The sequence below is a fragment of the Bacillus cereus group sp. BfR-BA-01523 genome, assembly GCF_022662615.1.
In the GTDB taxonomy this organism is placed as follows: domain Bacteria; phylum Bacillota; class Bacilli; order Bacillales; family Bacillaceae_G; genus Bacillus_A; species Bacillus_A mycoides.
Genome location: NZ_JAKUDX010000001.1, coordinates 614,797 through 627,903, shown reverse-complemented (window position 1 = coordinate 627,903; position 13,107 = coordinate 614,797). Strand labels below are relative to the sequence as shown.

Below are 13,107 nucleotides of genomic sequence, written 5' to 3'. Positions count from 1 at the left end.
CGTATAGCAATAATAAAGACTGTATTCATCAGTTTCTACTCCTCATGCTGATAATAAAGTTATTTATCCTGCTATTTGTAGGCTGATTAAAGTTTCATTTTACCCCGCATTAACGGACAGTAAGACCCCCACTTCAAAATTCAGCGAAAGAAAAGAAGTTAGGTGGGGGATCAACTGCCCGTAAAAGCCCGATTGGTTCAACTAATAATCAGAGGGGATGGACAAAACCCCTCTGATTAAAGTTTCACTTTATCTCTCCGTCTCAAAAAACTCAATCCATTCCCCATCAGGACCAGAGAAAAATATGTAACGTGTTCCATCTGGTAATGTTTCAATTTCTTCTCCTAGTAAAAAGGTTACTTTGTGTTTCTGTATTCTTTCAATTTCATCCTCTAATGAATCCACTTTAAAGCAAATGTGATGTACTTTTCCTTCTGCCGGAAGAGAAGAGTTATAACCTTCAATGAGTTCGAGTATCGTTTCCTTCGATTCTTCCACACCTAAAAAAGCGAGTTTTAAGTCTGGATTCGGGTGCCCCATACGTTTAATGAGCTGTAAGCCAACTACTTCTTCATAAAATGAAATAGATGTTTCTAAGTTTGCGACCATAAGACCGACGTGTTCAATTCTTCTAACTGGCATGTAAATCCCTTCTTTCTGAAAATTATATACAATATGTTATTGAAAATTAAGAAAATAAGCAAGATAAAAACCTTACAAATTTTAGCTTGTTATATGGTATAGTGAGAAAGTATGTTTGGGGAGAAGGAAGGAGATTATACGATGAATACACCTACTCAAACTCCTTCATTATCGGCAACGATGAAAGAGTGGCATTATGCATTAGCGTATGAAATTAAACATTGGAAAACGATAGGTGGTAGTAAAATTTCTATCATGAACGGTCGTTTTTTATATACAGATTATGAAAGTACAGTATACGTATTTCAGCTTATTTCGGAAGTAAGCTTACCGGAAGGTTCACCAATTCGAATTGAGTTTGATGGTGAGGAAGCGACAGGGGAAGTATTATCTGTACATGGATTAGAAATAGAACTGAAATTAAATGATTATATACAAGGTGAAATACGAGAAGCTGTTTTATACAGTGAACCGTGGCAATTGTTAGAACAACTACAAGAGCGATTGAAAGAGGCACATAAAGATAAGCTAAAACGTAATCGTATAAAGCGTCTTGTTGATGGGACGAGCAGTCCGAAACATATTGAAAAGATGAAAAATACGAAAAATGAATTGGCGTATCGTTCATTTTACAATCCGACAACGTATGTGTGGGGACCGCCTGGAACAGGGAAGTCGTACAATTTATCACGTATTATTTCTGCTCATTATCAAAAAGGAAAATCGGTACTTGTGTTAGCTCATAGTAATGCGGCAGTTGACGTATTAATGAGTGAAGTAACGAAGCAAATTGAGAAGAAGAAGAAATGGACGCCTGGAGAAATTGTTCGTTACGGTTATAGTCAACATGAACATATACGAAATCATGAAACGTTACTTGCATCGAAGTTAGTTGAAACGACGAATGGATCTTGGGGAGAAGAAAGACTCTATTTAGAAGAGACACGACAAGATCTTCGTGAAAAGATTTTATCATATAAAGCGACTTCTGCTGATAAGAAGCGTATACAAGAGATTGAAAGTGATCTTCGAAAGCAAAAAGCGAAAATTAAAGAAGTAGAAAAAGAATACATTGAAAATGCGAAAGTAATCGGTGCGACTTTATCGAAATGTGCAATTGATTCACTTATTTATGAGCGTACATTTGATTTAGTTGTCGTAGATGAAGTAAGTATGGCTTATGTGCCGCAAATCGCATTAGCTGCTTCACTTGGGAAACGTATTGTCGTTTGTGGTGACTTTTTACAGTTACCTCCGATTGCGATGGCAAACCATGAACTCGTTCGAAAATGGCTCGGTGAAGATATGTTTTATCATGCAGGGATTGTTGATTCTGTAAATAAATCAGAAGCACATCCGAACCTTTTTATGCTGCAGGAGCAAAGACGTATGCATACGGATATATCGAAGTTTACGAATTCATTTATTTATAAAAACAGAGTATACGATCATCCATCTGTTTCAGAGCGTAAAGAACTTGCGAAACTGCAACCGTTCGCAAATGAGGCGAGTGTTTTATTTGATACGAGCTTAATGGGAGCCTTTTCTTTAAAAGACGCTGCTTCCGGTTCTCGTTTTAATATTATGTCTGGTTTAGTAGCGATGCAAATGATGTTAATTGGATTGTTAGACGGTGTTCAATCTATCGGTGTAGTTACGCCTTACAGGGCACAGTCCCGCTTTTTATCAACGTGCATTAGAGAAATGTTGCAGAAAACGAAATATCAAAACATACCAGTTTTAGCGGCGACAGTTCATAAGTTTCAAGGGTCTGAAAGAGATATGATGATCTTTGATACGGTAGATAGTTATCCGCAAGAACGCCCTGGCGTGTTATTCTTTGATCATAAAAACCATCGCCTCGTCAATGTAGCAGTAACGAGAGCGAGAGGGAAGTTCATTCAATTATCAGATTGCCACTACATGCGTAAAAATCTTTCGAGAAAACAAGCGTTATCGCAATTAACAGCTCATATAGAACGTCACGGAGATGTGTATGATCGCACGACATCAAGACAATTGTGGGAGCGAAAAATCTCGAAACGTTTACGCTGGTTTATGGAAATGAATCTTGAAGAACCGAAAGGGTTATTGAAAGATATTTTAGCTGCAAAACGAAAAATTATCATTTCCCTTCCAAGTACAAGGCAAGTAGATAAACGAGTATGGCAAGCGTTAATGCGTACAAATGCGCAAATAACGGTGTATAGTGATGGACCAGTTCCATTAAAAAATGTAAAATTACAAAGGCAAAACAAAGCGTTCCCGTTTATCGTAATCGATGATGAAATCTTTTGGGCAGGAGCACCTCTTACATCTCAAATGATGTTTGAAGGTAGTATGGAATTTCCGTACGTATGTGCAAGATTACAAGCACCTGAAACAATTGGCGTATTAAAAGGGTTTTTAGATATTCGGTAAATTCAGATAGGAATTCCTTGACTTTTGCCTGGAATGAACTTAGAATGAAAATAATTTAATATAATTTTATGAAAATTCTTATCACGAGAGGTTGAGGGACTGGCCCTATGACACCTCGGCAGCGGATTCTTTATGAATACTGTGCCAATTCCAGCAAGGTAACTTGAAAGATAAGAAAGAAGCTCATTTTGACTGTATATACAGAAGCCTCTTTCTATCTTTTAGAAAGAGGCTTTTTTACGTGAAAATAAAAGGAGGAAGAAAAATGGGAGCGACAGGAGTAACGTCACAAAGAAAAACAATTGAAGAGAGTATAGAAAGAAATAAGGAAAAGTACATAGAAACAAGTCATAATATTCATGCGAATCCGGAGATTGGTAACCAAGAATTTTACGCATCAAGAACGTTAAGTTTATTGCTAGGTAGTGCTGGTTTTCAATTGCAACATAATATAGCTGGGCATGAAACAGGCTTTATCGCAAGAAAAAGTTCCGGAAAACAAGGACCAGTTATCGCATTTTTAGCTGAGTATGACGCTTTACCGGGACTTGGTCATGCGTGTGGTCACAATTTAATTGGCACAATTAGCGTTGCGGCAGCAATCGCATTATCAGAAACGCTAGAAGAAATTGGGGGAGAAGTTGTCGTGTTCGGAACACCAGCAGAAGAAGGCGGGCCAAATGGTAGCGCAAAATCGAGTTATGTAAAAGCTGGCCTATTTAAAAATATTGATGCGGCGCTTATGATTCATCCGAGCGGAAAAACAGCAACGACAAGTCCTTCACTAGCAGTAGATCCACTTGATTTTCATTTCTACGGCAAAACAGCTCACGCCGCAGCTTCACCTGAAGAAGGGATTAACGCATTAGATGCGGTAATTCAACTTTATAACGGTATTAACGCACTTCGCCAACAACTTCCGTCAGATGTGAGAATTCATGGCGTTATTACTGAGGGCGGAAAAGCACCTAATATTATTCCGGACTACGCCGCAGCAAGGTTCTTCATCCGCGCAGCAACGAGAAAAAGATGTGCGGAAGTAACGGAGAAAGTAAGAAACATCGCACAAGGGGCAGCGTTAGCAACAGGCACAAAAGTGAAAATTCATCAATTCCAAAATGAAATCGATGAACTACTCGTAACAAAAACATTTAATGACGTCGTAGCGGAAGAGTTAGAACTACTAGGTGAAGATGTAAACCGTAAAGAAAGAGTAGGAATTGGCTCAACAGATGCAGGAAACGTAAGCCAAGTCGTACCGACAATTCATCCGTACATTAAAATCGGTCCAGACGATTTAATTGCGCATACGAATGAATTTAGAGAAGCAGCACGTTCAGAACTTGGAGATAAAGCGTTAATTACATCGGCAAAAGCACTAGCAAATACAGCGTCTCGATTAATTACAGAAGAAGGGCTGTTAGAGAAGGTGAAGGAGGAGTTTAGAGAGGCGCAGAGGAATCAGGGGTAAGGGAATTAAGGTGCATTGTTCGCAGAGCAATCTAATTAATAAGTAGAGATATAAAAAAGAACATTGAAAAATCAATGTTCTTTTTTGTTTACTATTCATTAATTTTGTTGGTTTTTCTCATAACGGAAAAACTTTTACTGTTAGCGGGGGATAATACGTACCCCTTTATTAAAACGACAATTTCTCCTCAAACTCACTCTTTAATACAATTAAAGGAGACGATAATCCAAATTGCATTAAAGAGTCTAAAAATGCAGCGAGAGAATCCATCGAATCGCTCATGACCTTCATCATATAATTAAACTCCCCACTAATTCGATATAAATCTGTTACTTCAGGAGCGGCATTACAATATTGGATAAAATCAGAGCATTGGCTCGTTTTAAACATGATGAATGCTCGAATATTTTTATTAATTTTAGAAGGCTCAAATTTCGTTCGATAAGCCGCTATAACTCCTTGATCTTCAAGCTTGTTAATTCGTTCTTTTACTGCAGGCTGCGTCATGGATATAATACGTCCGATTTCTGAAACGGAAATTCTCGCATTTTTATATAACAAGTTCATAATTTTATGATCGATTTCATCCAGTTTTACTGCGTTTTGCATTGTGTAGCCTCCTTGTTGTATTTTTTAAAGTAAATTGCAAATTATAACTATAATATCATAAGTGAACAAACTAAATTACCTATAGATCTATATTTAAAATGATTGGTTTTTGTATGAAAATATAAGTATAGAATTCATCTCACATTAACTGCCCGTAAACGCCCAATTGGTGAGGGCTGATTAAAGTTTCACTTTATTAAACGGAAATTTAGGAAGGATGGAAAAAATGAAAAATCTTGATGGGAAAGTAGCGTTAGTAACAGGGGCGAGTCGGGGTATTGGCCGTGCGATTGCGATGAGATTGGCAAACGACGGTGCATTAGTTGCAATTCACTACGGCCGAAATAAAGCAGCTGCAGTTGAAACGATTAGTGAGATTGAATCTAATGGAGGAAAGGCGTTTTTAATTGAAGCTGATCTCAATTCAATTGATGGTGTCAAAAAGTTAGTAGAACAATTGAAGAATGAATTACAAACAAGAGTTGGTAAATCAGAGATTGATATTTTAGTAAATAATGCAGGCATAGGTATACAAGGAACGATTGAAAATACGACAGAAGAAATTTTTGATGAAATTATGGCCGTAAATATTAAGGCGCCGTTCTTCTTAATTCAGGAAACATTGCCATTACTACGAGCAGAAGGACGTATTATTAATATTTCATCAGCCGAAGTACGACTTGGTTTTACAGGATCGATTGCATACGGTTTAAGTAAAGGGGCATTAAATACGATGACACTTCCTCTAGCTAAACAGCTTGGAGAAAGAGGTATAACAGTGAACACAATTATGCCTGGGTATACGAAGACAGATATGAATGCGAAATTGCTAGATAATCCGGAAATACGAAATTTTGCTACGAATTCATCTGTGTTCGGACGAATAGGGCAAGTTGAAGATATTGCAGATGCAGTCGCATTCCTTGCTTCTTCTGATAGTCGCTGGGTAACAGGGCAAATTTTAGATGTTTCTGGAGGATTTTGTTTATAGGGGCACTACTTCATACACATCAAGCTAATATTTTCATATCCCCCTAAATTAAAATTTTCTTTCTCTACAGATAGCTATTTTGAGAAGCCGCTCATTTTTTCGTCTTGGGGGCATTTCTTTTTCTTAAGTTGATGGGTATGTATGGTGACCCCTATTAGACGATAGTGAATTAACAATTTCGGGGTTCAGTTCCACTTTATTCAAAATAAGATTTTTTTGCAGTAAAATCAATGTTAGTGGAACTTTTTTAATCAAACTTTTTTCTAAATTAAAATAAATCCTTGCAACATTTAAATTAGTACTATATAGTTCTAATTATGAAAAAGGTAAAATTAATGAATCAAAAACGTGTGATTGAAGTAGCTGCAACATTATTTTTAGAAAAAGGGTTTGCTTATACAAGTATGGATGAATTAGTACGTGTAAGCAAAGTTTCAAAGTCTAATGTGTATTATCACTTTTCTAATAAGGAAGTATTATTAGAAGGGGTCGTTGATTATTGGATTGAAATGTATCAATCTGCAATTGATGACGTACTTTCTCAGAACCAATTTTTAGTTGAAGATCGTATCCAACTGTTTTTAAAGCAATTATCACAAGGAGTTCAGTCGAGAGAGTATAAGGGGAGCTGTCCATTTATTACTCTTTATATTCAAAGTCCTAAACAGGCCACGCAAATAAAAGAAAAAATAGGTCTTTTTTTTACAGGATTACAAAAGAAAGTTTCTCTATTACTTAAACAAGGGGTAGAGAATGGAGAATTCAGAAACACGATTAATATTGATGAGGTTGCATCACTTTTTATTACAAATCTTGAAGGAGCGTTATTTATTTCAGAAACATTGAAGGATGCAACTGTAATTACGAAAACAGCAGATCATTTTTTAAAATTGCTTCGATAAAAGAAGCATTTTTTTTACATCAAATTAGTACTGATTAGTACTAAAAAGGAGATTTTATATGAGAACAGTATTTTTAACTGGTGGAACAGGCTTTATTGGAAAGCAATTAGTAAAAGAATTAGCCAAAGAGGATGTTAAAATTCTTCTTTTAGTAAGGTCGAAAAGTAAAGCAATACGCATTTTTCAAGAAAGAGGCATCTTAAAAAAGGCAGTTATGCACTTTATTGAAGGTGATTTGACGAAAATAGATTTAGGTCTAAGTGCTGAAGATAAGGAGAGGGTATTGAAAACGGATGTGATTATTCACGCAGGAGGCCCCATGGATATTCAAGCGACAAGTAAAGAGGCAGCTTCCGTATTTTTAAATGGCGCCAAACACATTAGTGAATTAGCTAAAAGCATTCATCAATTGAAGGGCTTGCAACAATTTATTCATGTTGTAGGTTATATGAGCCCCTTTGATGATAAAAATAGCAAGATTGCAATTAATGTGTTTAAAGAAGGAAACAATTATTTGAAAATAAAAAATCCATATGAGAGAACAAAATTTTTAGCAGATCTTTATATCCGTCACCAGGCATCAGCAGTAGGTTATCCGCTTTCTGTAATTAATCCGCCAACTGTAGTCGGTAGTAGTAAAACAGGGAGTACAGAGCAGATAGCAGGATTAGGTTTGCTTGTGATGAGTATGCGAAGAGGGCTCATGCCAGTGATTCCTGGAGGTAAGGGATATAGGTTACCACTTATTTCAAACGATGAGCTTGCGAAGTTTATTGTGCAGGTTTTCAGATTGGAGCAACCGACTATTCAAACATATACACTTGTTGAAGACAAACAGCACGATCAGAACATTGCTGAATTATTAAGTATTATGTCGGAAAGTATGAATATGAGGGCACCAAAAATCTCTGTCCCAATGCCACTTATGAAAGCAATTATGAATAGTGGAGTAAGTAAAATAACAAAAATTCCTTCGGATGGACTGAATTTTATTACAAAACGAAAATTTTCAAATATTTCAGCGAAAAAAATTATGGGAGGAGATTGGTTTAAGAAGACGAGTGTAATGAAATTTTTTCCTGCCGTAGTAGCTGATCTGGATTATCGAATGATGTATCAAAATGGCCAGCATAATCATTTATTTAAACGAACATTATGCGATAACACTACCCTTTACCAATTACAAGGAGAGGGTAAACCGTTTATTTTATTACATGGTTTATTGAGTGATGGAGAGGATTTATTTCCTTTAGCACAAGAGCTTCATGAAAAAACTGGTCAACCTGTATGGATCTTGGATCTTCCAGGTTTGGGACGTTCTCCTTTTAAACGAGAGAAAAATCTTCTAGATATCTATTTGAATGTAGTGAAAAAGTTATTGGAGAAAGCTACTAATGGTGCACATCTAATTGGCCATTCATTCGGTGCGTTTATTCTTCTGGAAGCATTGGTACAAGAGTACATAGATAAGAAGTATTCAATCACTTTACTTCAGCCACCTGTTGCTAAAAAAAATGCTAAATCGCTAAATGTTCCCCAATTTATGAACAAATGGACATTAAAATTGGCAACTACTAATTTGATAGGGCGTTATTTATTAAGTAATGGTTTGTTTGAAAGTATGGAGAGCATCCCTGAACATTATATCGAAAAAATAAGTAACAGTTTTACTTCTCCTAGAATTTTAAATACTACGGTTCAGCTTAACAGTTTACTACTGAAAAACGATCAAGGTGATTTCAATGAAGTAACAAAGTATAATCTTCACATTATTTGGGGGGATTATGACAGAGGCTATTCTGTTCCATCGCATCTTGGTAAGGTTGATTTTGTTCCGTATGGCCATCATTTTCCTCTTAGCCATCCGAGTGAAACGGCAACATTAGTAGTAAAAAATAGTAATACTAGCAGATGAGAGTGTGTGATAAATAAAAAGTGTGTAGTAAGATCGTTGTGTCTTTGAAATAAAATCGTACTGCATTGCCATCAAGCTAAGAAAAGAGATTAACCCAAAACAAAAAAACTTCGCATAATATGTGAGAAAAAAGGAGAGATAAAGGCATTTTAACCTTATCTCTCTTTTTCTATATTAAGGTATTTCTGGTAAGGAGTTAATTAGTTATTGCTATTTATAAGAACGTGAAGAAGTGTTGATATCGGTTGGAACTGTGGTAAAGGTTGAAGTGGGAATCCAAGGATATATCAGAGATGTGCATGATGATTTGGCGCAGGGTTATTAATCCATCTTCTATGAAATCGTGGGATTATATAAGAATTTATTATCCTGGAGATTTTAAAATAAAACCTACCTAATTATAGAAGTGATTTGAACGTAAGGAAATTGTAAGAAATGCATAAGAAAAAAGAAATTTTTATTATGTAGGATACAAATATAGAGAAGCACAAAAGAGGGAGGATAAATAGGATTTATTTATACGAAAACCAAACTAGTAATAAGCGCATTCTAAATAAAAAAATCATTTATGGTACTAACATACATGTGAAAAAGAGAGATTTTACCGTTTGTTACGACAGAATGGTGCTTGTAAAAATAATCAATATGAAGATGATTTCTGTGTAATTAGTAAGAAATAATATACAACCGCCGATACTATATGAATAGAGGGGAAGAGTGTCTTATCAAAATATATAATTAACTCCCATTTGCAGATTTAGCACTTTTCATTGCTGGAACTCTTTATCATACCTAACACCAACCGCAATGATAAAAACAGGTTCCACTCAAAATATACTTAGTTCATTACAAATAAGTACTCAACGAGATCGTACTTCTGTCGAACAAGCAATGAGAGATACATTGCAACTTGGATACCCAGGGATACTCGCTAAAACTTCCGAGGGTAGAAAAATGTGGGGTATGCAGCTGGTGTAGCGGATATAAGAACTAAGAAACCCATGAAAACAGATTTTTGCTTTCGTATTGGAAGTGTAACGACTTAAACAAATTATTTTCTTATTTGCTTAGTGGCAAATTACAGAAAGAACAGCAACTAAAAAATACTCACTACAGTTCCTATAGGAAAGGGAGGAATCAATGGATATGGTCTAGGAATCTATGAAATTATACTTCCTAACAGTGTCCCGATATGGGGACATACAGGTGGTATCCCAGGATTTGATACTTTTGCTGGAGGGACACATGGAGGTAGGCATATGTTGACCGTCAATTTGAACAGTATGGGTAGAGCCGAGAATCCTGGTCTTTTTAAAAACATTCTACTTGTTGAATTTAGACAATAGGGATAAAGACGGAATAGTAGTTTATGTGATGTTTGTAATTGAACAAATAAAAGATGAAATTGATCATTTATCTAAGGAGGCATTTTTCTTATGGAAAATAAATTATCTGGGGTGTTAGCAGCTACCTTGGCTCTAACGATGAGCCTACCAACAGGAGCGATAGCGTCTTCTAGCAGTAAGACTCCGGTTGTAGCTAGCCAAGAAGTTGCTAGCAAAGCATTGGAGAAGATTGCTGCAGAGGACGCCGCACTGCTCACGAAGTCCTATGAGACGACTAGCGTACAGTATGCGCTGATTGATAATGGTAAACTTATTTTGTCGGGGCAGACAGGTAAGAACGACACAGAAGGGAAAGAACCACTAACCAAAGATACTCTATACGGAATTGGTTCAACCAGTAAAGTATATACGGCTGCGGCTGTTATGAAACTAGTAGACGAAGGAAAAGTTGATTTGGATGCTCCTGTTGCCCGCTATATTCCTGATTTCAAAATGAAAGATAAACGATATAAGCGTATTACACCGCGTATGCTGTTGAATCACTCCTCGGGTTTGCAAGGTTCCACGTTCAATAATGCATTTTTATTTAAAGATAATGATGCTTATGCCCATGATATCTTGTTGCAACAATTGTCCAACCAAAACTTGAAGGCAGACCCTGGCGCGTTCTCAGTATACTGTAATGACGGTTTTACACTGGCTGAGATCTTGGTAGAAAGAGTCAGTGGTATGAGTTTTTCTGAATTTCTACATCAAAAGTTTACAGAGCCATTAGAACTGAATCATACGATAACATCGCAAGACAAATGGGAAGACGAAAAGCGGGCTGGACTGTATTCTCCGACATACCAGGGACAGCTTCCAAGTGAAATGGTGAATGTGATTGGTACGGGAGGAATCTCTGCTACTGCAGAAGATGTGGTGCGATTCTCACAAATATTTATGGGACAGGGAAAAGAAATTCTCTCTAATAAAGCAGTCAAGGCGATGGAACAAGAAGAATATAAAAAAGGAATGTGGCCGGGAGATAGCGGAAATGTGTTCAACTATGGTCTTGGCTGGGATAGTGTGAAACTATACCCATTCAGTGAATATGGGATAAAAGCGTTGACTAAGGGGGGGGATACGATACTGCAACATACTACATTGGTCGTGCTTCCAGAACAGAAGATGGCAGCAGCTGTATTGTCCTCCGGCGGCTCCAGCATGACAAATCAACTGTTGGCAAACAAATTACTGCTAGCTAGGCTTAAAGAGAAAGGGACAATTAAGGATATAAAACCAGATAAATCCTTCGGCAAACCAGTCAAGGCTAAAGTACCTCAAGACGTGGTAAAAAAAGCGGGTTTTTATGGAAATAGCCGGAGCCATTTCAAAATAGAAATTACGAAGAAGGGAGAACTGTTTTTACCAACTAAACCGGAAGAAAAATATGTATATACGGCGGATGGAAGCTTTATAAATGAGAAGGGTACCTCCAAGCTTAACTTCGTTACTGAGAAGAATGGAAAAGTTTATTTGAGAGAGAGCACATATGAATTATCGCCGGGATTGGGGCAAAATGTGCTGACTCAATATTTAGCCCAGAAATTAGAAAACAATGTGTTACCGAAGAAAACAGCTGCTGCATGGGCGAAGCGCGAGGGTGGCAAGTTCTACCTTGTTAACGAAAAATTTAATTCTATGAACTATCTAGGACAACTAATGCCTCTTTACACACAAATTACGATCAAGGATGGGTATTGGGACGGCAAAAAAATTACAGGTCCGAATACGGCGACGCATCAAATTCAGATTCCTGTGATGAATGGGCGGGATACAAAGGAAGCCCATTTCTATACAGAGGATGGTACTGAATATATGGAGATGTCCAGCTTTTTATACGTCAGTGAATCTAACATAAAACCCCTTGATACAGGTCAATTATCGAAAGTTACATTGCAAAAAAATGGGCATGCCAAATGGTTTACGATTCCGCAAACTGCAGCAGGGAAAACGATGACTGTGGAGTTGCCATCAGGAAGTTCATTCGCGGTGTATGATGAGAATGGAGTATGCGTCAATTTTAGCGTTGTTAGTGACAATAACAAAGTGAAACTACCAAAGAACGGAACGGTTGTATTTGCTGGCGCACCGAACTCAGAATTTACAGTCGCATTGAACTAGCTACAACTCGGGGTAGACTTTAATAAAACAGTACCACTTGGAAAAGATATTTTATTTGTATCTTAAGTATTCCTTTAAATGATATTACACTTAAATTCTTAACTTAATAGCAACGGAATAGCACCACATGCCCATCAAGCTAGTAAAAATAAATACCCCCAAAATAGTAAAATTGACATCCCTAGAGTAAAAATGTGAAAAATTATTGTTTAGGGGGCAGGATAAAACCTTAGCTTGATAGTGATGGGGTCCCGCCAACAAGACGCGAATTTTGCACACTAAGCAAAAAAACAATAAGCTGTCCACATGGACAGCTTATTTACATTATTCTCGTTATCGGTAGCAAGTTTTTCATAAAATTCTTGTTTTTACTAAATTTTTTGTCTCTATGTCTATCTATCTCTTATACAAGATTTTATACATCATTGATATAGCGGGGATTCTAGGGATCTTTGCTATTCTTTTTTGCATAAAATCTTGTATAAAAAAGTAGTTAGACTAGTGTGTTTTACTCCGATTCATTTCAAAATATAATTGAAAATCCATCTTTAAATTAAAAAAGAAGGTGTTACCTTTATATATTAATAACTTCGAAATATTGTATAACAGATAATTTTTATGCATTATTGATTAACATTGCTTAT

8 protein-coding genes, 1 pseudogene and 1 riboswitch are annotated in these 13,107 nt (G+C 36.6%); of the genes and pseudogenes, 7 read left to right on the top strand and 2 right to left on the bottom strand.

Going from position 1 to position 13,107, the window contains the following annotated elements; translation table 11 throughout:
• Positions 1-249: 249 nt before the first annotated feature.
• Positions 250-642 carry a VOC family protein gene (locus tag MR066_RS03230; RefSeq protein ID WP_242245975.1) on the bottom strand — a complete coding sequence of 131 codons (393 nt, stop codon included), beginning with the start codon at positions 640-642 and terminating at the stop codon, positions 250-252.
• A gap of 111 nt (positions 643-753) precedes the next feature.
• Here MR066_RS03230 and MR066_RS03225 point away from each other — a divergent pair, with 111 nt between their 5' ends.
• The gene (locus MR066_RS03225) at positions 754-3,063 is read left to right on the top strand and encodes an AAA domain-containing protein (RefSeq protein WP_242245974.1); all 2,310 of its coding nucleotides are present in this window, start codon (positions 754-756) and stop codon (positions 3,061-3,063) included.
• Between the two features lie 75 nt (positions 3,064-3,138).
• Positions 3,139-3,240, top strand: a riboswitch (SAM riboswitch).
• 88 nt (positions 3,241-3,328) lie between these two features.
• Positions 3,329-4,534 carry a M20 family metallopeptidase gene (locus tag MR066_RS03220; RefSeq protein WP_242245973.1) on the top strand — a complete coding sequence of 402 codons (1,206 nt, stop codon included), beginning with the start codon at positions 3,329-3,331 and terminating at the stop codon, positions 4,532-4,534.
• 168 nt (positions 4,535-4,702) lie between these two features.
• On the opposite strand, the gene MR066_RS03215 is transcribed toward MR066_RS03220, so the two are convergent.
• On the bottom strand, positions 4,703-5,143 hold the full coding sequence (locus tag MR066_RS03215; protein WP_242245972.1) for an Lrp/AsnC family transcriptional regulator: 441 nt from the start codon (positions 5,141-5,143) through the stop codon (positions 4,703-4,705).
• 226 nt (positions 5,144-5,369) lie between these two features.
• Here MR066_RS03215 and MR066_RS03210 point away from each other — a divergent pair, with 226 nt between their 5' ends.
• From MR066_RS03210 to MR066_RS03190, 5 genes and pseudogenes are all read left to right on the top strand, one after another.
• Positions 5,370-6,134, top strand: a complete 765-nt coding sequence (locus MR066_RS03210; protein ID WP_242245971.1) for an SDR family oxidoreductase — start codon at positions 5,370-5,372, stop codon at positions 6,132-6,134.
• Positions 6,135-6,469: 335 nt separating this feature from the next.
• Positions 6,470-7,036, top strand: coding sequence for a TetR/AcrR family transcriptional regulator (locus MR066_RS03205; protein WP_001072320.1), 567 nt, complete (start codon positions 6,470-6,472; stop codon positions 7,034-7,036).
• A 58-nt stretch (positions 7,037-7,094) separates the two neighbouring features.
• Positions 7,095-8,951, top strand: a complete 1,857-nt coding sequence (locus tag MR066_RS03200; protein ID WP_242245970.1) for an alpha/beta fold hydrolase — start codon at positions 7,095-7,097, stop codon at positions 8,949-8,951.
• Positions 8,952-9,758: 807 nt separating this feature from the next.
• Positions 9,759-10,297: pseudogene (locus MR066_RS03195) on the top strand (serine hydrolase).
• Positions 10,298-10,387: 90 nt separating this feature from the next.
• Positions 10,388-12,463: a serine hydrolase domain-containing protein gene (locus MR066_RS03190; RefSeq protein ID WP_242245969.1), complete on the top strand. Its 2,076-nt coding sequence runs from the start codon at positions 10,388-10,390 to the stop codon at positions 12,461-12,463.
• Positions 12,464-13,107 lie beyond the last annotated feature (644 nt).